Source organism: Kribbella sp. NPDC048837 (genome assembly GCF_055586945.1).
Map to the genome: position 1 here is coordinate 317,799 of NZ_JBVJHF010000006.1, position 17,913 is coordinate 335,711.

A 17,913-nucleotide genomic window follows, 5' to 3' on the forward strand; every position below is an offset into this window, starting at 1 on the left:
TCCCAAAATACTAGGACGTCCAACTATTTCCAACTAGCCGGCCAGACGAAGTCCCCGCCGACGGGATTGTTCGCGGGGATCCGGGACCGGGGCCGCCTCGAGGAGACGGACGGTGTAGGCGTCCTGGGGGTCGCGGAGGACGGCTTCGCGGTCGCCCTGTTCGACGAGCCTGCCCTGGCTCATCACGGCGACGCGGTCGCAGACCTGGTCGACCACCGCGAGGTCGTGGCTGATGAACAGGCAGGCGAAGTGCAGCCGGTCCTGGATCGAGCGGAGCAGCTCGAGCACGGTCGCCTGCACGGAGACGTCCAGCGCGGAGGTCGGCTCGTCCGCGATCAGCAGCGCCGGGTCGAGCGAGATCGCCCGGGCGATCGAGACCCGCTGGCGCTGCCCGCCGGACAGCTCGTGCGGGTAGCGACCGGCCCAGGCGCGCGGCAGCTCGACGCTGTCCAGCAGCTCCTCGACCCGTCCGCGCAGCTCGGAGCCACGGACACCGCGGTGTACGGCGAGAGGTTCGCCGATGGACTGCCCGATCGTGGCCCGTGGGTTCAGCGAACCGGCCGGATTCTGGAAGACCACGCCGATCCGGGCGCGGGTCTGGCGCACCACCGCAGCCGATGCCGTAGTGAGGGCCTGACCAGCGACGCGGACCTCACCCGAGGTGATCGGGGCGAGGCCGAGGACGGACTTGCCGATGGTGGACTTGCCCGACCCGGACTCGCCGACCAGTCCGGTGATCTCGCCGGGGTTCAGCACCAGGTTCACGTGATCGACCGCGCGGACCGTCTTGCCGCGGCGGCCGCGGTACTCGACCACCAGGTCCTCGACGGACAGAGCCGGCGTACCAGCCGTCAACTGGAGCTCGGCCGAGTCCCGCAGACCACCGCGCGGTACGGCGTCCAGCAGCGCGCGGGTGTACTCCTGCGAGGGGTGGTCGAACAGCTCGTGTACGTCGGCCGTCTCGACCACGGAACCCTTGCGCATCACGACGACCCGGTCGGCCACGTCGGCGACTACGCCCATGTCGTGCGTGATGATCATGATCGCGCCGGAGATCTTCGACCGCATCGCCAGCAGTACGTCGAGCACCTCCTGCTGCACGGTCACGTCGAGGGCCGTCGTCGGCTCGTCCGCGATCAGCAGCTCCGGATCACACGCCACCGCGATCGCGATCATCACCCGCTGGCACTGACCGCCGGACAGCTGGTGCGGGTAGTACCTCATCCGGGTCTCGGGGATCTCGACCATCCGCAACAGCTCGAGCGCCCGCTCCCGCGCCTGCGACCGGGACAGATCCGGCTGGTGCGTCCGGATCATCTCGATCAGCTGCGACCCGATCGTGAACACCGGGTCGAGCGCGCCGACCGGATCCTGGAAGATCATCGCGATCCGGCGCCCGCGCAGCGTCGTCAGCTCCGCCCGCGACATCGACAGCACGTCCTCGCCGCCGAACATGATCCGCCCCGCGACGGACGCGTTCGACGGCAGCAGCCCGAGCGCGGCCAGGGACGTGACGCTCTTCCCCGACCCGGACTCCCCCACGACCGCGAGCACCTCGCCCGACCGGACGGCGAAACTCACCTGGTCCACCGCGCGATGCGTCGTACCGCCGACGGCGAAGTCGACGGTCAGGTCTTCGAAGCACAGGACCTCCTGGTCGCTCACTGACCCTCCTCGGCGTCGAGCTTGTCCCGGTACTCCTGCCAGTCGGCGAGCATCTTGCGGTGGTAGGACGTCAGCCACTCGAAGTAGTTGCGCGCGTTCCGCAGCCGCTTCCGCGGGCCCGGCATACCGTCGGGCAGCTCCTCGAGCATGTCCTCGAACAGCTGCCGCTGCTTGCCCAGGGACCGGCGCTCGCCTGCCAGGAAGCTGCCCCAGATGTCGTCGTCGACCTTGAAGTAGTGGCTGCGATCCCCCGGTACGGCGTGCCGGACGACGAACCCCAGGTCGATCAGGCGCCGCGTCGTACTCGAGATCGAGCCGGCGCTGGCCGACAGCGCGCGGGCCAGCTCGGCCGAGGAGACGTACGGCTTGTTGCTCACCATCAGGTAGCCGAGCACGCGGCCCTCCATCCGGGGTGAGCCCGCCAGCTCTCTGAGCAGGGCGAACTGTTCGACGAAGTCCGCGCGGCGGGAATCCTCCTCCCAGGCATCGTCGTCGACCATCACGACCTCCTTGCCGCTGCGTGCACGTCGGCCTCCGCGATCTGCGCCGCCCGCCGGGCCCGGAACGCCTCGACCGGCCAGCGCGAGCTCCCGCCGTACCGGACCTGTGACGGCTGCCCGTCCGCGTCCCAGGTGTACTCCACCTTCTCCCCGATCGACCCGAATCCGGCGGCAGGCACGACGGCCAGCGTGTTCTCGTCGATGACCTCGAGCTCCTCGTAGCTCTCGACCGGATCCGGCGCGGCCGGGAAGAACGCGACCAGCCGGCCGCCGAGCAGGACCACGCTGACCACACCCATCAGGTTCGCGAAGTTCCCGCAGAACCTGCGCGCGTCGATGTCGCCGGGCACCTGCGTGCCGGCAGGCGGCTCGGCGGCGAGGTTGAGCAGCTTGACCACGCCGGTCGCGAGGGTGCCGGCCGGGCCACCGATGCAGTTGGTGAGCACGGACACGACGATCCGGTCGGCCGGGTCGATGAACGTCCGGGTGATGTGCCCCGGGTACCCGCCGCTGTGCCCGACCAGCCGCCGCCCGCCGATCGTGACGATGTCCATGCCGAGCCCGTACCGGCCGATCTCGCTGCCGTGCGCCCGCACCAGGCTCTCGTCGCGCTGCAGCAGCCGCTTGCTCGCGTCGGTCAGCAACTCCTCGGCGCCGAAGTAGTGCGCGGCGCCGTACGTGGTCAGGTCCTCCGCGGTCGAGTAGAACCCGGTCGCCGCGGCCATCGCGCGGGTGTCCACGTGCGGGATGACCTGGCGTACGTCGCCGCCGTCGAGCAGACCGGTGTGACCACCGGCGTACTCACCGGCGCGCTCCGGGTCCCACTCGGCCCCGGTGTTGGTCAGCCCCAGCGGCTCGACGATGTTGGCCGCGACATAGTCGCCGTACGACGATCCGCTCGCGGACTCGATCACCAGGCCGAGCAGGGAGTAGCCGATGTTCGTGTACTTGAAGTACTCGTTGCGGTCGAAGACGCGGCCGGCGGACCGACACAGCTCGATCAGGGCCGCTCGGTCCGGGAAGGGGTCCATCAGCTGCCAGTAGTCCTTGTCCACGCCGTCGCGGATCACGCCGGCCTGATGACCGAGCAACTCCCGGACGGTGACCGGCGCAAGGTCGGTGCCGGCCAGCTCCGGGACGTGGGCGTCGATCGGGTCGTCCAGGCGGACCTTGCCCTGCTCGACGAGCTGCAGGACCGAGGTCGCGGTGAAGGTCTTGCTGTGCGACGCGATCCGGAACAGGTGGTCGGTGCGCAGCGGTGTCCCGGCGACCTCGTCGCTGTGGCCGAGCGCGGTCGACAGGACCAGCTCGTCACCGACCCGGATCGCTGCCTGGACTCCCGGCGTCCGCAGGTAGCGGCGTTGGTAGTCAAGCCAGCTTTCGATCGCCGGAGCTGCTTCGCGGGCGGTTTCGAGGTCGTAGGACAAGGCGGCGTCCGTTCTGTCGTGGCCATGGATGGTGGATGTCATTCAGGAGCGTCCCTTCGGGTTGACCGCGTCGCGGAGTACGTCGCCGAGGGTGATCAGGCTCAGTACGGTCGCGGCGAGGAACAGACCCGGGTAGATCAGTGTGTGCGGTGCCTGCTGGAAACGCGACTGTGCGGTCGCGAGTTGCAGGCCCCACGAGATCGACGGCGCGCGCAGGCCGAGGCCGAGGAACGTCAGCGTCGACTCGGCCACGATCACGCCGCCGACGGTCAGCGTCGCGACCGCGAGGACCGGGCCGATCGCGTTCGGCAGCACGTAGTGGCTGAGGATCCGGGTGATCGGAAACCCCATCGCCTTCGCGGCCTGCACGTACTCCGCGTCCCGGGTCGCGCGGACCGACGTACGGACCATCCGGGCCAGCGCCGGCCAGGAGAACAGCGCGAGTACGAGCGACACCGACAGGACCGACCGTTCGCCCAGACTGTTCAGGACGACGATCGCCCCGAGCAGGAACGGGAAGCCGAGGAAGACGTCGGTGAGCCGCGCGAGCACCGAGTCCGCCCAGCCGCCGACGTACCCGGCGATGGTGCCGACCACGACCGCGATGACGAGCGCGATCAGCGTGCAGAACAGGCCGACCGAGAGCGATGCCCGCGCGCCGTGGACGACGCTCGCGTAGACATCGCAGCCCTGGAGATCCTGGCCGAACGGATGACCCGGCGAGGACGGGTGCGCGCTGGAGGAGATGTCGCAGGCGCGCGGATCGGTGCCGGTGAACAACTGCGGGAAGACGGCCATCAGCAGCAGTACGACGAGGACGCCCAGCGGCAGCCAGAACAGCACCCGGCGCCGGACGGTCGCCCAGACACCGCGGCCCGCGAGCGCATCTTCTTCGACGGCCTGCGCGAGTACCTGATCAGTCATGGCGGATCCTCGGGTCGAGGAGTGAGTTGAGGATGTCGACGATCACGCTGGTGAGCAGGAAGATCAGGATCAGCGCGGTCGCGATCCCGACCACGGTCGGCCCTTCGTGCACCCGGATCGACTCGAACAGCAGCTGGCCGACGCCGGGCAGGTTGAAGATCCCTTCCGTCACCACCGCGCCACCGAGCAACGCGCCGAGATCGATCGCGAGATACGTGAGCACCGGGATCGCGGAGTTCCGCAGCACGTGGACGCCGATCACCCGCCGACTGCTCAGGCCCTTGGCCCACAACGCGCGGACGAAGTCCGAGCTCATCGTGTCGACCACGCTGCCCCGGGTCAGCCGGGCGACCGCGGCCAGCCCGTAGATCGCCAGAACAGTTGCCGGCAGCAAGTAGGACAGCGGCCACCCGTCGGTCACGCCCGCGATCGGCAGCACCGACAGCTTGACCCCGAACACGAGCTGCGCCGTCACCGCCATCACGAAGATCGGCACCGACGCGATCAGGATCGTCAGGATCAGCACGCCGCGATCGATCCAGGTGTTCTTCCGCAACCCGGCGACCAGGCCGAGCCCGACGCCGATCACGACCTGGATCACCCACGCGGTCAGCGCGAGCCGGATCGTCACCGGCCACCGGGTCGCCAGCCGCTCCGCCACCGACCGGCCGCGGAAGTCGACGCCGAGGTCACCGGTGAGCAGATGACCGAGATAGCGCAGGTACTGCGACCAGAGCGGATCGTTGAGGTGGTACAGCTCCCGGATCCGTTCCACCACGGCCGGCGACAACGGCTGATCGCCGCCGAGACTCGAGATCGGATCGCCGGGCAGCGCGAACACGGCCGCGTAGATGGCGAACGTGACACCGAAGAACACGAGCACCAGCTCGATCAACCGCCGGATCGTGAAGCGCAGCATCAGCCCGCCTCTCGCCGTACTGCGTCCAGCAGCGCGAGGGTCGCGGCGTACTGCACTCCGACCAGATCCTTGATCGGCACGGTGTTGAGCTCGCGATCGAGGGTCGTAGCCTCCTCCTGCCATTCGCGGTAGATCTCACGGAGGCGTTTGGCCGGCGGGTGCAGTGCGGCCGCGGCGCTGCCGCGCGCGATCTCACCGTCGATGGCGCGCACGAGCATCCCGCCGTACCGGAGCCGGAAGGAGCGGTTGACGTCGCGCAGCCCGAACACCTCGGCGACCGTCGCGCGCCGGGCCGGGTCGGTCTCCGCCGCGCGGCGCCGTTCCCGATCCGGCCGCCTGAGCAGGTACGGGAGGAACGACGCGATACCGCGGACCAGCTGGGAGTCGTCCGACAGGTGCGGCCGAGCCGCCTGGAACACCTCGTCCAGCGCCCGCAGGTTGCTCTCGAGCTCGTCCGCCGCGTCGGCCAGCACCTGCTGGTACGACGAGTCCGTCGGCGACTGGTCATCCGCCGCCGGATGCGTCCAGTACGGCAACTCCGCGACCAGGCTGACCGTGCCGTGCCGTTCGGCGTACGCCGCTGACGAGCTGCCCGACTCGTTGGGCGTGGGCAGGCCGAGGGCCTCGGCATAGTCGTACGTCGCCTTCGACGAGATCATCTCGTAGACCGCGGGACCGATCGGCCGCGCGACCGGGGTCTCGGGTTCACCGAGGTCGAGGGGAAGGTCGAAGGACGCGGCGATCGCATGCAATTCGTCGACGAAGCCGGCGAGTTCCTTGGTGAGGTAGTAGTAGACGCCGCCGAGCTCGGTGTTGTGGAGGGAGACGGCGACCGTCGGCCGGACCTCGTCGATCACGCGCATCAGGGCGAACGTCTCGGGCATCACCTGGTCGAAGTACGCGTCCTTGTACTGGAAGGGGAACGACCATTCGACCTGCTCGGCGGGGGCCGGGCGGTAGAAGTTGGCGGTGTAGTGGACGCGGTTGAACGGGCCGTCGAACCAGCCTTCGTTCAGGCGGGTGCCGTCGGGGTCGATGCAGCCGATGATGTGCCAGCGGCAGCCGGTGCGCAGTTCCTCGTCGGCACACAGGTCCTCGGCCAGGTGGATCGCGGTCCAGAACCCGATCGGTTCGTTCGGGTGCACACCGGCGTACACGAGGGCCTGGTCGGGGCCGGCGCCGATCGAGTACATGGTGATCGGGTCGCCGAGTCTCGACGTACCGATCCGTCGCCGGGTGACGAGGTCCGGGTGCTTCTCGGTCAGGGCGTCGAGGCGGGCGTTGATCTCGTCGACCCCAGGGAAGTGGCCCAGGCCGGGGACGCGGTGGGCCCGCTCCAGGATCGCCTGGAGCGGGCCGCCGTTCGTTGCCGCCATCAACTGTCCGCCACGGTGGTGTTCTCGAGCTCGAGGCTGCCGGCGCCCTCGGCCAGCTTGGCGATCCGGTCCGAGGTGGCGTAGGTGTACTTCTCGAAGAACATCGGCGGGGCCGGGAAGTCCTTCAGGATCGCCTTCTGCACGTCGACGTACCCCTCGATCGCCTTCTGCGGGTCGACCTGGGAGTCGGCCTCGGCGAGCAGCTGCTCGACCTGCGGGGTGTAGTACGGGATGCAATTCACGCAGCCGCCGGCCTTGGTGTAGAAGGACCGCAGGGTGTTCTGCTGGCTGGCGTAGAGCGCGCCCCAGCGGGAGAAGTACGGGCCGCTCAGGTTCTTCTCGTTGCGCAGCTTCTGGAACTCCGGGAAGTCGGTGGTCGGCGTCGCGGTGACGTCCTTGATCCCGAGGTTCTGCCGGAGCTGGTTGGCGTAGGCGTTGTAGAGGTCGTCGAGCCCGGAGCCGCCCGGGTACCTGATCTCCATCTTGCCGCTGAACCCGCCGGCCTCGGCGAGCAACTGCTTGGCCTTGGCCGGGTTGAACGTGCACGGCTCCCCGCAGAGGCCTTCCGGCGTACCCGGCTCACCCGGCGGGGTCAGCGCGGTCGCGGGGGTCCAGATGCCGCCGTAGATCACGTTGCTGACGGCCTGCCGGTCGATCGCCATCGAGATCGCCTGCCGGACCCGGATGTCCTGGTAGCGCTTGTCCCACAACGGCAGGCCCAGGTATGTCATGCCGAGCCCCTGGAAGACGTACGCGCGGTCGCCGAAGTCCTTCTTCACCTGGGCCATCCGGTTCGCCGGGACGAACAGGATGTCGGTGTTGCCGGCCTGGACGTCGGTGTAGGCCGTCGTCATGTCGGTGTACGGCTTGAACACGATCTCGTCGACGGTCGGCTTCGGGCCCGCGTAGTCCGGGTACGCCTTGACCGTCATCGGCTCGTTCTCGGTGTAGGCGTCGACCATCTCGAACGGCCCGTTGCCGATCGGCTTCTTCGCGAACCCGTCCAGATCCTTGTACGCCGCCTCCGGCAGTGGGAAGAACCCGCTCTGCGCCTGCGACAGCTGGACCGGGAACTGACCGTCGGGGCTCTTCAGCGTGACGGTGAACGTGAGGTCGTCGACCACCTTCAGCCCGGACAACTGGGTGGTCGTGGGCTTGCCCTTGGCCGGGTTCAGCGCGTCGTACCCGGCGATGTTGACCAGCTGGCCGCTGTTCTCCCAGGCGTTCGGGCCGTAGGCGACCGTGTTCCACGCCTTCACGTAGCTCTCGGCGGTGACCTTCTCGCCGTTGTGGAAGGTCCAGCCCGGGCGGAGCTTGATGGTCCAGTGCACGGCGTCGCCGGACTTCACCGACTCCGCGTTGAGGTAGGTCAGCGAGCCGTCGCTCTTGACGAAGGTGAGGCTCGAGAACAGCTCCTTGACCTGCGCGAACGCGATCGTCTGGCGGCCCGGGTTCAGGGTCACCGGGTCGCTGACGGCGTACGAGATCGACTTGGTCCCGCCGTCGGCCGAGCCGCCGGAACCGCCTCCGGAACAGCCGGCCAACGCGAGGGTGCCGGCGAGCAGAACGGCAGCAGCACGCTTCATGGATCCTCCAGCTACGTCGCGGCCCGCAGGGTGGGCCGACTCGTCCCCCGATCCTGGACTCCCACGTGCTGTCTGGCAATAGGGAAACTTGGGAAGTTTCAGTAGGAAATGAACTTTTAGCGTGCGCGTAACACGGGCCGAGCGGTGATCAGGCGGGTCTAGCTGAAGTCGCCGGCGTTGTGGCGGAGCGGTTCGAGCACCGACCAGAGCATCTTGAGCTGCTCGTCGGTGAGGCCGGACAGCGCGAAATCGGCGGCCACCAGATCGGCTGTGGCGAGCTCGACGAGGTCACGCCCTTCCTGGGTGATCTCGCACAGGACCGCGCGGCCGTCGTCCGGGTGCGGCGTCCGGGTCACCAGCCCGGCCGCCTCCAGCCGCCGGACGATCGAGGTCACCGAGGTGGGGTGGACCTGCAGCCGCTCCCCCATCTTGCCCAGCGGCAGCGACCCGCGCCGCGAGAACGTCAGCAGCACCAGCGCCTCGAACCGCGCGAACGTCAGCCCGTGCTTGCGCAGGATGTCGTCCAGCTCCCCGATGACGATCTGCTGGGCCCGCATCAGCGACGTGACGGCGCGCATCTGCTCGACCGCGCCCCAGCGCCGCCCCCACTGCCGCGACGCCTCCTCGATCGGATCGAACGGCAACGCCCTCTTCCTCGCCATGAGCCGAAGATTAGCCGCTGAGCCGCCGACCGCAGCTGACCCCGCGGGTCTTTTAGTCTCTACCGGCAGGTGCCGTCGCACGAAGGGATGGGGATGGCGGGACGCCACTCGGCATCCCGCCCAGATTCGCCGACTTCGAACGAGCGTACGGCGCCGAGCCCTGGAACGGATTCGTCCGGGCCAAGACCTTCCTGCACGACATCCCGCAAGGCAGCTTCCTCGCCGAGCTCGACGTGGAGATGGTCGTCGAGGTCAATAGACTGATCCATGTCCCCGATCCCGGGACGAAGGCCAAGCTCCTTCGCACAACCGCAATGGTCATGCGCGGCGGCCACTGGGATCGCGCAGGGGTGCTCCGGCGGAGCAGAACGTTCGCCCGCCCGGAGAGATACACAGACCTGGAGATCGCCAACCTCATCGCGCTCGGGATGCGGGTCCGATTGCTGCCCGGCGGGCTGGCGATGCTCGAGTATCCGCCGGCATCTCTCGTTCCGACCAGGTTGCCGACCCTGGTCGAACAGGTGAAGGCGGACTTGCTCTCCGGCGCCGAACCCATCGGGTCGGCAGCTGATTTCCAGCGTCAATTGGTTGCATTGCACCCGTTCGGCGACTCGAACGGCCGGACCTCACGAGTCCTGATGAATCGGCTGCTGGCGGAGTTCGATCTCCCACCGGCGATCCTTGCTGACCAGAACCGCGACATGAGCCTCGACGCGGCGCAGTGGCGGGGCGAGGTGGCGCTGGGGATCGCCCGCAGCAAAGCGTTCCTCGCACTGGGCTGACCTCGGGACGCTGAGGCTCTACTGTGACTGTCCATGGCGTCGCTCAGGGACTCAGACTTTCCGGCGCTCGGCGCCGATTCACCCGCGGAACAGTTGATCAAGATCAGGTTCCAGTGGTACGCGCGGCAGGCGAAGAACGCCCGCGTCGCGTACCGATCGCTCGGTGTGGTCCAACTCTTCGCGGCCCTCGTGATTGCGATCTCGGTCGCCATCTCCGCGCCGACGTGGCTCGCTCCGACGCTCGGTGGCCTGATCGCTCTGGCGGAGGGGATCCGCACCCTGTTCGGCTTCAAGGACGCGTACCCGACATACACACGCACCGCCGCTGAGCTTCGCAACGAGGCCTGGCTCTATGCGCAGCGCGCTGGGCGCTACGCAGACTGCGAGGATCCGGTGAGGCTGCTCGCAGAACGAGTGGTCGAGATCTCCCAGGCGGAGACCAGTGATTGGGAGGCGGCGCTGAAGGCTCGGAGTATCTGAAACTGTCCGTCGGGCGTGGGAGGGTCGGGGCATGAGTTTGTCGGCGGAGGTCTATCTGGGGCACGTGCGGGCGGAATCCGCTCGGCTGGGTGAGGTCGGGCGGATGGGGCTCGAGGCCGCGGTGCCGGCTTGTCCGGGGTGGACGGTCGAGTCCGTGGTGCGGCATGTGGCGCAGGTCTATGTGCACAAGGTCGAGGTGTTGCGCCTCGGAGCGTTGCCGAAACCGTGGCCACCGGACTTCAGCGGCCTGGAGACCCTCACCTGGTACGACGAGGCGCGCGCGGCGATCGTGGAAGCGCTGGAGAAGGCGGGGACGTCGCTGGAGACGTGGACGTTCAACCCGCGCGACAGCACCTCCGGGTTCTGGTATCGCCGGATGGCGCTGGAGAGTCTGGTGCACCGGATCGACGTCGAGCAGGCGCACGCGGTCGTCACGCCGATCGACTCCGAGTTGGCGCTCGACGGCATCGACGAGCTGCTCTATCCGACCCTGGCCGGCCCGTGGTGGGAAGAGGGCGACACCAAGCACCCGGTCGACGCGACCGTGCGGATCACCGCCGCCGGACGCTCCTGGACGATCCGCGCGGACAGCACGTGCGTCGAGGTGAGTCAGGGCGCCGAGGGCGAGCCGGCCGCCGAGATCTTCGGTGATCCCGCGCCGGTCTACCTCTGGCTCTGGGGTCGCGTCGCCGACGACGCGATCCAGACCGCCGGCGACGAGGACATCGTCCGGGCGTTCCGCGGGCGGCTGGCGGAATGCACGACCTGATGTCCTGCCCGGGTCCGGCTGTTCGTTCCTTTCCCGAGGGACCACAGTGGTCTCAGCAGAAGGAGGACTCCGATGCCGCAGTACCTTGCACTGACCTACACCGCGGACGTGGACTGGTGGGCGCCTGAGCAGGCCGACGAACTGGCCGAGTACCGGCGGTTCGGCCTGGACAACGCCGCGCAGATCAAGGCGAGCGCGGTCCTGCACCCGACCTCGACGGCGACCGTCGTCCGGGTCGAGGGCGCCCGTGGCGGACCGGTGATCACGACCGACGGACCGTACGCGGAGACCAAGGAAGCCCTGACCGGCTACTACCTGATCGAAGCCGAGGACCTGGAGGAAGCGGTCAAGATCGCGGCCGAGATCCCGGCGGCCTGGGGCGGCGCGGTCGAGGTCCGCCCGGTCATCCTGGCCAAGTAGTCCATCCGCCGGCATGGCCCAGCAGTACGACGCGGTCGCCGAGACGATCCGGATCGAGGGGACCCGCATCCTGGCCACCCTGATCCGGACCGTCGGTGACGTCCAGCTGGCCGAGGACGCCGTCCAGGAGGCGAGCCTGGCGGCCCTCGGCGCCTGGCCGGTGACCGGCGTACCGCCCGAGCCGCGCGCCTGGCTGACCGTGACCGCCCGGCGCAAGGCGATCGACATCATCCGCCGCGAGCAGGCCCGGGCCGGCAAGGAGCGGGACGGTTCGGAGCTGATCGAGCTCACCAGCAGCCGGGAAGTCGAGGCGGACCAGGTGGTCAAGGACGATCTGCTGCGGTTGATCTTCACGTGCTGCCACCCGGCGCTCTCGCCGCCGACCCGGGTCGCCCTCGCGCTCCGGACGTTGTGTGGGCTGTCGCCCGCGCAGATCGCCGGCGTACTCCTCACCACCGAGGTCGCCACGACCAAGCGCCTGACCAGAGGGCGGCAGAAGATCGCCGCCGCCCGCATCCCGTACCGCGTTCCGGCCGAGGCCGAGCTGCCGGATCGGCTGCCGGCCGTGTGCGCGGTGATCCACAGCCTCTACACCGCCGGACACGCTCCACTCGAGGGCGAGGCGGCGTACGACGTCGACGTCTGTGCGGAGGCGATCCGGCTGGGCGAACTGCTGCACAGCCTGCTGCCCGATCAGCCGATGCCCAGCGCCGTGCTCGCGTTGTTGCTGCTGACCGAGGCCCGTCGGCCCGCGCGGCTCGACGAGCAGGGCGAGGTGGTCACACTCGATCTGCAGGATCGGAGCCGCTGGGACGCTGGCCTGATCGCGCGTGGGGTCGAGCTACTTAACGACTCGCTGCAGCGCTCGGACCGCCAGGCCGACGCGTATCAACTGCAGGCCGCGATCGCCGCCGAGCATGCCCGGGTGCCGAGCTATTCGGCGACGGACTGGCGCGAGATCGTGCGGCTGTACGAACTGCTCGTCGAGATCGCGCCGAGTGCGGCTGCTCAGCTCGGCCTGGTCGTCGCGATCGCCGAGACGGGCGACATCACGGCGGCGTTGGCGCTGCTGGACGGCGTACCGCGGAGTCCGCGGTGGCATGCGATCCGCGGGGAGCTGCTGGCCCGGCAGGGTCGGTACGCCGAGGCAGTGGGTGAGCTGGACGAGGCGTTGGGGACCGCTCCGGCGAACCATCCGGAGCGTGCCCACCGGGAGCGCCGCCGCGACCTGTTCCGGCAGCGCACCGGCTGAACAGCGCGTCGGCTCAGCCGGTCGGGCGGCCAGGGCCGGCACCGGCGCGCGTCGGCGTCGAGCACCCGGAGCCCGTCGGGCTCAGCGGTCGGGCGGGCTCAGTCGTTGTCGTCGGTCCAGTTGCCGCGTTCGCTGTTGAAGATCGACTTCGGGCCCGACGAGGCCGGCGGCCGGGCGTGGTGGACCGGGGCGGGGGCCGAGGTGGTGATGACCTCCTGCGCGGAGTCCATCCCGATCGGACCGGTGCCGTCGTCGTCGGAGTCCTCGTCGCCTTCCAGCACGTCGACGCTCGCCGCGGCGCGCAGACCGGTGCGCTGGATGACTCGCTGGATGGTCAGATCCCGGTCGTCCGGGCGGCTGACCCACCTGATCTCCCGGAAGCCCTGATCCTGCGCCGCCGACTCGAAGACGAAGTGGCCGTAGCCGAGGATCCGGCCGATGCTCGGCTTCTTCAGGGTGATGTCGAGGACTCGCGCGATCGGGGTGGTGGCGATGCTCTGGGAGAAGACGCCACGGATCCGCATGACCCGCATGTTGGTGACCACGAACCGGTCCCGGTGGTGAGTGAGGAACTGCCAGAAGGCGTGCGCCAGCAGCACCAGCACGATCGCCAGCAGCACCTGCGTACCGCCGATCGAGGTGGTCGCCATGGCCACCAGCAGGGCGGTCGCCAGCGCGACCTCGAGCATCGGCACCGTGTACACCACCCAGTGCTGCCGGACTTCGTCGATGACGACTTCGCCCTCGTCCGAGATCAGATGGCGCCGGACCTTCGGGTCGAAGATCCGGAACAGGCCAATTCCGGCCATCCACTCACTCCCCTGTCAGCCCCGTTGCGGGGACCACTCGGTCCCTGCGTCCCTTACAGCCAAGTGTCCCGCACGATTGCTCGTCACGGGACACTTGAACCGCAGATCAGCTGAACAGCGCGGTCAGGAAGGTGATCACACTCTGGAACGCGTCGCCGACGGCAGAGAACGCGCCACCCACCGCGTCAGCGGCGTTCGCCGGCTGAGTGAACAGATAGAAAGCCGCAAAGGCGATGACCGACCAGATCAACAGCTTCTTCGGCATGTCACCACTCCTCGTTCGCAACCACTCGGTCGACTGTGTTTGAATTTGTATCACGGACCGTCACCAATTGTCACTGACTGAACACAGCCCACCGCACAATGCCCACCAGCTACAAGGTCCATTCTGTAACGGATCCGGGGGCACGGCACCCATCGGCGCGCCGCCGTGAGACGCCGATCGGGCCGTCCGGCGGAAATCCTGCGGCATTTGCCCGAATTCGGAACAACACCCGGTGAACAGAAAGCATAAAGACACACAGTGACACTCCGTGGTCGAGTGTTCCAGCCGAGACCGATCTCACAACGCGGCGATCAACTCGTCGGCCGCTGTGTACGGGTCCGTTCCCCCGTCGGCCACCTTGGCCGCCAGCACGTCCAGCCGGGCATCACCGTGCAGATGCGCGAACCGGGACCGCAGCGCCGTCATCGCGATCGCCTCGATCTCGTCCCGCGCGCGGCTGCGCCGGCGTTCGGTGAGTACGCCGTTCGCCCGCATCCACTCCAGCCGGTCGTCGATCGCAGCCACCACCTCGGCGACCCCTTCATTGCGTGAGGCAACCGTCTTGAGGATCGGCGGCGCCCACGCACCCTCGGCGCGTTCGGCCAGCGCGAGCATCGCCCGCAGGTCCCGGGTCACGTTCTGCACGCCGTCGCGATCCGCCTTGTTCACCACGTAGATGTCGCCGACCTCGAGGATCCCGGCCTTCGCCGCCTGGATCCCGTCACCCATCCCGGGCGCGAGCAGCACGAGCGTGGTGTCCGCCATCCCCGCGATCTCGACCTCGGACTGCCCGACGCCGACCGTCTCGACCAGGACGACGTCGAACCCGGCCGCGTCCAGCACCCGCAACGCCTGCGGTGTCGACCACGCCAGCCCGCCCAGGTGCCCGCGCGAGGCCATCGACCGGATGAACACCCCGGTGTCGGTCGCGTGGTCCTGCATCCGCACCCGGTCCCCCAGCAGCGCTCCACCGGAGAACGGCGACGACGGGTCCACCGCGAGGACGCCGACCCGCTGGCCGGTCGCGCGGTACGCCGAGACGAGCGCCGACGTCGACGTGGATTTGCCGACGCCCGGCGAACCCGTGATGCCGACGATGTGCGCGTGCCCGGCGTGCGGCGACAGCGCCGCCATCACCTCGCGCAGCAGCGGGGACGCGTCCTCGACCAGCGAGATCAGCCGGGCCACGGCCCGGGAGTCACCCTCCCGGGCCCGCTCGACCAGCTCACCGACAGGTGCGGTGCGACGTGGCATCAGCCCTCTTCCGGTCAGCGCTGCGGTACCCGCACGATCAGGGCGTCACCCTGGCCGCCGCCACCGCACAGCGCCGCCGCGCCCACTCCACCGCCGCGCCGCTGCAACTCCAGCGCGAGGTGCAGTACGAGGCGGGCGCCCGACATCCCGATCGGGTGGCCCAGCGCGATCGCGCCGCCGTTCACGTTCACCTTGGCGAGGTCGACCTGCAGCTCGCGGGCGGACGCGATGCCGACCGCGGCGAAGGCCTCGTTGATCTCGACCAGGTCGAGGGCGCCCGGCTCGATGCCTTCCTTCTGGCAGGCCTTGACGATCGCGGTGGCCGGCTGGCTCTGCAGCGTCGAGTCCGGCCCGGCGACCGAACCGTGCGCGCCGATCTCGGCGATCCAGCTCAGCCCGAGCTCCTCGGCCTTTGCCTTGCTCATCACGACGACCGCGCAGCCGCCGTCGGAGATCTGCGAGGCCGAGCCGGCCGTGATCGTGCCGTCCTTGCCGAACGCCGGACGCAGCTTGGCCAGCGACTCCGCCGAGGTGTCGCTGCGGACGCCTTCGTCGCTGTCGACCACGATCGGGTCGCCCTTGCGTTGCGGCACCTCGACCGGGACGACCTCGTCGGCGAACACGCCGTTCTTCCACGCGGCGGCGGCCTGCTGGTGCGAGCGGGCGCTGAACTCGTCCTGCTCCTCGCGGGTCAGCTTCAGGCCCTCGTTGTTGGCCTGGTCGGTGAGTGCGCCCATCGCCTGGTCGGTGAACGCGTCCCACAACCCGTCGAACGCCATCGAGTCCACCAGCGGCACATCGCCGTACTTGAAGCCCTCGCGGGACTTCGGCAGCAGGTGCGGCGCGTTGGTCATGGACTCCATCCCGCCGGCCACGACGATGTCGTACTCACCGGCGCGGATCAGCTGGTCGGCGAGCGCGATCGCATTCAGGCCGGACAGGCAGACCTTGTTGATCGTGATGGCCGGGACGTTCATCGGGATGCCGCCCTTGACGGCGGCCTGGCGGGCGGCGATCTGGCCGGCGCCGGCCTGCAGCACCTGGCCCATGATCACGTACTCGACCTGGTCCGGTGCGACACCGGCCTTCTCCAGGGCGGCCTTGATCGCGAACCCGCCGAGCTCGGCGCCGGTGAAGCCCTTGAGGCCACCCAGCAGCCGCCCGATCGGGGTGCGTGCGCCGGCCACTATGACGGTTTGGTTCTGCGAGCTGCGAGTGGCGTCAGACATGTTGTCACGATACCTGCGACAGCACTGGTACGCCGCTGTCGATCAAGTCACACGAGCCATGGATCGGGTCACACCCGCCCTAAGCTGACGGCATGGATCACGACACCCCGGGCCTGTTCGAAGCCATCGACCATGTCGGCGTCGCGGTGGCCGACTTCGACGAGGCCGTCCGGTACTACGCGGACGTCTTCGGCCTGCGGGTCGCGCACGAGGAGATCAACGAGGAGCAGGGTGTCCGCGAGGCGATGCTGTCGATCGGCGACTCCGGATCCTCGATCCAGCTGCTCGCGCCGCTGTCCGACGCGTCGCCGATCGCGAAGTTCCTGGACCAGCGCGGCCCGGGCATCCAGCAGCTCGCCTATCGCGTCGGCGACCTCGACAAGGTGTCCGCGATCCTGCGCGAACGCGGCGCCCGCCTGCTCTACGACGAGCCGAAGCGCGGCACCGCCGGCTCGCGGGTGAACTTCGTCCATCCGAAGTCGGCCGGCGGCGTGCTCGTCGAACTCGTTGAGCCACGGGCCTCGAACACGGTGTGACGGCGCGCTAAGTCCCGTGCCTGGCGGCCTTGAGCGGACTAGTCTGTTCGGGTGCTGAAGGACAGCGCCACCGACTCTCTGCACGGTGTGCCGGCGGGGTTCCAGCACGACGCCTTCGTCTATGCGTCCGACGAAGAGTTCGTGCGGCTCGCGCTGACGTTCGTGCGTGACGGTTTGGCGGCGGGGGAAGAGATCGTGGCCGTGCTGCCACCTGAGCGGATCGCCTTACTGGGCGGGCCTCTCGGTCCGGAGCGCGACCAGGTCCGCTTTATCGATATGACTGTTGCCGGAAGCAACCCTGCGCGGTTGATCCCGCTCTGGCGCGACGCCGTCGAGCAGGCGGCCGGCCTGCCGCTGCGCGGCCTCGGCGAGCCCGCGTACGCCGGCCGGACCGCGGCCGAGTACGAGGAGGCCTTGCTGCACGAAGCGCTCCTCGACATCGCCTTCGCGGGTGAGCGGTCCTTCCGCTTGTGCTGCCCGTACGAGGCGTCCGTCGGCATCGACCCGACCGCCACCCACTCCGGCGCGGAAGCCCTTGCGGAGAAGACGTTCCGTACGCCGCTGAGCGACGTACCGGATCGGGCCGAGCGGTGGGAGTTCGGGCTGCCCGACCTCGGGCAGGTCCGGCTGTGGGTCAACGCGCAGGCAGCGTCGTACGGCGTGCCCCGGGACCGGCTGGACGACCTGGCGCTCGCATTGCACGAGATCTGCACGAACAGCATCCGGTTCGGCGGCGGCCGCGGGACGCTGTCGGTGTGGATCGAGGACGGCGCGCTGATCTGCGACGTGGCCGACCGCGGCCGGATCGACGACCTGCTCGTCGGTCGCGTGCTGCCACCCCTCGACGGACTCGGTGGACGCGGCGTCTGGCTGGCCAACCAGCTCTGCGACCTGGTTCAGCTCCGGTCGGGCGACGACTTCACCCAGGTGCGCTTGCACACCCGCCTGCGCCGATAAGACCACTGACAACGGTGGACTGGAAAAGTGACGGTCGTCTCACCCGTCCCCTCCTGTGTTACAGCGCACAGCCAGGCGTGCATACTCAGCGGTAAGTTCCG

Annotated in this window: 20 protein-coding genes; 7 read left to right on the top strand and 13 right to left on the bottom strand. The window is 69.0% G+C overall.

Translation table 11 applies throughout. The annotated features are described in order from the left end of the window. Positions 1–33: 33 nt before the first annotated feature. The 9 genes from ACZ6O0_RS28080 to ACZ6O0_RS28120 form a co-directional block, all read right to left on the bottom strand. On the bottom strand, positions 34–1,665 hold the full coding sequence (locus ACZ6O0_RS28080) for a dipeptide ABC transporter ATP-binding protein (protein ID WP_465767978.1): 1,632 nt from the start codon (positions 1,663–1,665) through the stop codon (positions 34–36). Further along, positions 1,662–2,165, bottom strand: coding sequence for a GbsR/MarR family transcriptional regulator (locus tag ACZ6O0_RS28085; protein WP_465767979.1), 504 nt, complete (start codon positions 2,163–2,165; stop codon positions 1,662–1,664). Before ACZ6O0_RS28085 ends, ACZ6O0_RS28080 begins: the two co-directional genes overlap by 4 nt. Further along, positions 2,165–3,634 carry a serine hydrolase domain-containing protein gene (locus tag ACZ6O0_RS28090; protein WP_465767980.1) on the bottom strand — a complete coding sequence of 490 codons (1,470 nt, stop codon included), beginning with the start codon at positions 3,632–3,634 and terminating at the stop codon, positions 2,165–2,167. Before ACZ6O0_RS28090 ends, ACZ6O0_RS28085 begins: the two co-directional genes overlap by 1 nt. Further along, entirely contained in the window at positions 3,635–4,516 is an 882-nt protein-coding gene (locus ACZ6O0_RS28095) for an ABC transporter permease (RefSeq protein WP_465767981.1), read from the bottom strand. Next, positions 4,509–5,435 (bottom strand): ABC transporter permease, encoded by a 927-nt coding sequence (locus tag ACZ6O0_RS28100; protein WP_465767982.1) that lies wholly within the window; start codon positions 5,433–5,435, stop codon positions 4,509–4,511. Before ACZ6O0_RS28100 ends, ACZ6O0_RS28095 begins: the two co-directional genes overlap by 8 nt. Beyond that, a complete protein-coding gene (locus ACZ6O0_RS28105) occupies positions 5,435–6,811 on the bottom strand; it encodes a M14 family zinc carboxypeptidase (protein WP_465767983.1) in 1,377 nt (458 codons plus the stop codon). Before ACZ6O0_RS28105 ends, ACZ6O0_RS28100 begins: the two co-directional genes overlap by 1 nt. Beyond that, positions 6,811–8,397, bottom strand: coding sequence for a peptide ABC transporter substrate-binding protein (locus ACZ6O0_RS28110; protein ID WP_465767984.1), 1,587 nt, complete (start codon positions 8,395–8,397; stop codon positions 6,811–6,813). The genes ACZ6O0_RS28105 and ACZ6O0_RS28110 overlap by 1 nt, the downstream gene beginning before the upstream one ends. Before the next feature lie 158 nt (positions 8,398–8,555). After that, entirely contained in the window at positions 8,556–9,059 is a 504-nt protein-coding gene (locus tag ACZ6O0_RS28115) for a MarR family winged helix-turn-helix transcriptional regulator (protein WP_465767985.1), read from the bottom strand. Positions 9,060–9,118: 59 nt separating this feature from the next. Continuing rightward, on the bottom strand, positions 9,119–9,328 hold the full coding sequence (locus tag ACZ6O0_RS28120) for a hypothetical protein (RefSeq protein WP_465767986.1): 210 nt from the start codon (positions 9,326–9,328) through the stop codon (positions 9,119–9,121). A gap of 81 nt (positions 9,329–9,409) precedes the next feature. On the opposite strand from ACZ6O0_RS28120, the gene ACZ6O0_RS28125 reads away from it, so the two are divergent. From ACZ6O0_RS28125 to ACZ6O0_RS28145, 5 genes are all read left to right on the top strand, one after another. Next, on the top strand, positions 9,410–9,841 hold the full coding sequence (locus tag ACZ6O0_RS28125) for a Fic family protein (protein ID WP_465767987.1): 432 nt from the start codon (positions 9,410–9,412) through the stop codon (positions 9,839–9,841). Positions 9,842–9,874: 33 nt separating this feature from the next. Further along, complete coding sequence (locus ACZ6O0_RS28130) at positions 9,875–10,321, top strand: DUF4231 domain-containing protein (protein WP_465767988.1); 447 nt, start codon at positions 9,875–9,877, stop codon at positions 10,319–10,321. Positions 10,322–10,352: 31 nt separating this feature from the next. Continuing rightward, the gene (locus tag ACZ6O0_RS28135) at positions 10,353–11,090 is read left to right on the top strand and encodes a maleylpyruvate isomerase family mycothiol-dependent enzyme (protein ID WP_465767989.1); all 738 of its coding nucleotides are present in this window, start codon (positions 10,353–10,355) and stop codon (positions 11,088–11,090) included. A 72-nt stretch (positions 11,091–11,162) separates the two neighbouring features. Further along, on the top strand, positions 11,163–11,510 hold the full coding sequence (locus ACZ6O0_RS28140) for a YciI family protein (RefSeq protein WP_465767990.1): 348 nt from the start codon (positions 11,163–11,165) through the stop codon (positions 11,508–11,510). Positions 11,511–11,523: 13 nt separating this feature from the next. Further along, on the top strand, positions 11,524–12,762 hold the full coding sequence (locus ACZ6O0_RS28145) for an RNA polymerase sigma factor (RefSeq protein ID WP_465767991.1): 1,239 nt from the start codon (positions 11,524–11,526) through the stop codon (positions 12,760–12,762). A gap of 98 nt (positions 12,763–12,860) precedes the next feature. Here ACZ6O0_RS28145 and ACZ6O0_RS28150 read toward each other — a convergent pair whose 3' ends face one another. The 4 genes from ACZ6O0_RS28150 to ACZ6O0_RS28165 all read right to left on the bottom strand — a co-directional run bounded on the left by ACZ6O0_RS28150 (position 12,861) and on the right by ACZ6O0_RS28165 (position 16,319). Next, positions 12,861–13,571, bottom strand: coding sequence for a PH domain-containing protein (locus ACZ6O0_RS28150; RefSeq protein WP_465767992.1), 711 nt, complete (start codon positions 13,569–13,571; stop codon positions 12,861–12,863). A 106-nt stretch (positions 13,572–13,677) separates the two neighbouring features. Then, positions 13,678–13,836 (bottom strand): hypothetical protein, encoded by a 159-nt coding sequence (locus ACZ6O0_RS28155; protein WP_360376765.1) that lies wholly within the window; start codon positions 13,834–13,836, stop codon positions 13,678–13,680. 297 nt (positions 13,837–14,133) lie between these two features. Next, positions 14,134–15,090, bottom strand: a complete 957-nt coding sequence (meaB, locus tag ACZ6O0_RS28160) for a methylmalonyl Co-A mutase-associated GTPase MeaB (protein ID WP_465767993.1) — start codon at positions 15,088–15,090, stop codon at positions 14,134–14,136. A gap of 14 nt (positions 15,091–15,104) precedes the next feature. Next, the gene (locus ACZ6O0_RS28165; protein WP_465767994.1) at positions 15,105–16,319 is read right to left on the bottom strand and encodes an acetyl-CoA C-acetyltransferase; all 1,215 of its coding nucleotides are present in this window, start codon (positions 16,317–16,319) and stop codon (positions 15,105–15,107) included. 92 nt (positions 16,320–16,411) lie between these two features. On the opposite strand from ACZ6O0_RS28165, the gene mce reads away from it, so the two are divergent. Together mce and ACZ6O0_RS28175 are read left to right on the top strand one after the other, a co-directional pair. Further along, positions 16,412–16,855, top strand: a complete 444-nt coding sequence (gene mce, locus ACZ6O0_RS28170; protein ID WP_465767995.1) for a methylmalonyl-CoA epimerase — start codon at positions 16,412–16,414, stop codon at positions 16,853–16,855. 51 nt (positions 16,856–16,906) lie between these two features. Further along, positions 16,907–17,812 (top strand): anti-sigma factor RsbA family regulatory protein, encoded by a 906-nt coding sequence (locus ACZ6O0_RS28175; protein WP_465767996.1) that lies wholly within the window; start codon positions 16,907–16,909, stop codon positions 17,810–17,812. Positions 17,813–17,913 lie beyond the last annotated feature (101 nt).

Excerpts from the sequence above, each read along its gene's own strand:
- ACZ6O0_RS28155 (WP_360376765.1), bottom strand. The coding sequence starts at position 13,836 with ATGCCGAAGAAGCTGTTGATCTGGTCGGTCATCGCCTTTGCGGCTTTC.
- mce (WP_465767995.1), top strand. The coding sequence starts at position 16,412 with ATGGATCACGACACCCCGGGCCTGTTCGAAGCCATCGACCATGTCGGC.
- ACZ6O0_RS28110 (WP_465767984.1), bottom strand. The coding sequence starts at position 8,397 with ATGAAGCGTGCTGCTGCCGTTCTGCTCGCCGGCACCCTCGCGTTGGCC.
- ACZ6O0_RS28120 (WP_465767986.1), bottom strand. The coding sequence starts at position 9,328 with ATGGATCAGTCTATTGACCTCGACGACCATCTCCACGTCGAGCTCGGC.
- ACZ6O0_RS28115 (WP_465767985.1), bottom strand. The coding sequence starts at position 9,059 with ATGGCGAGGAAGAGGGCGTTGCCGTTCGATCCGATCGAGGAGGCGTCG.
- meaB (WP_465767993.1), bottom strand. The coding sequence starts at position 15,090 with ATGCCACGTCGCACCGCACCTGTCGGTGAGCTGGTCGAGCGGGCCCGG.
- ACZ6O0_RS28130 (WP_465767988.1), top strand. The coding sequence starts at position 9,875 with ATGGCGTCGCTCAGGGACTCAGACTTTCCGGCGCTCGGCGCCGATTCA.
- ACZ6O0_RS28085 (WP_465767979.1), bottom strand. The coding sequence starts at position 2,165 with ATGGTCGACGACGATGCCTGGGAGGAGGATTCCCGCCGCGCGGACTTC.
- ACZ6O0_RS28105 (WP_465767983.1), bottom strand. The coding sequence starts at position 6,811 with ATGGCGGCAACGAACGGCGGCCCGCTCCAGGCGATCCTGGAGCGGGCC.
- ACZ6O0_RS28145 (WP_465767991.1), top strand. The coding sequence starts at position 11,524 with ATGGCCCAGCAGTACGACGCGGTCGCCGAGACGATCCGGATCGAGGGG.
- ACZ6O0_RS28135 (WP_465767989.1), top strand. The coding sequence starts at position 10,353 with ATGAGTTTGTCGGCGGAGGTCTATCTGGGGCACGTGCGGGCGGAATCC.
- ACZ6O0_RS28150 (WP_465767992.1), bottom strand. The coding sequence starts at position 13,571 with ATGGCCGGAATTGGCCTGTTCCGGATCTTCGACCCGAAGGTCCGGCGC.
- ACZ6O0_RS28095 (WP_465767981.1), bottom strand. The coding sequence starts at position 4,516 with ATGACTGATCAGGTACTCGCGCAGGCCGTCGAAGAAGATGCGCTCGCG.
- ACZ6O0_RS28100 (WP_465767982.1), bottom strand. The coding sequence starts at position 5,435 with ATGCTGCGCTTCACGATCCGGCGGTTGATCGAGCTGGTGCTCGTGTTC.
- ACZ6O0_RS28090 (WP_465767980.1), bottom strand. The coding sequence starts at position 3,634 with ATGACATCCACCATCCATGGCCACGACAGAACGGACGCCGCCTTGTCC.
- ACZ6O0_RS28165 (WP_465767994.1), bottom strand. The coding sequence starts at position 16,319 with ATGTCTGACGCCACTCGCAGCTCGCAGAACCAAACCGTCATAGTGGCC.
- ACZ6O0_RS28140 (WP_465767990.1), top strand. The coding sequence starts at position 11,163 with ATGCCGCAGTACCTTGCACTGACCTACACCGCGGACGTGGACTGGTGG.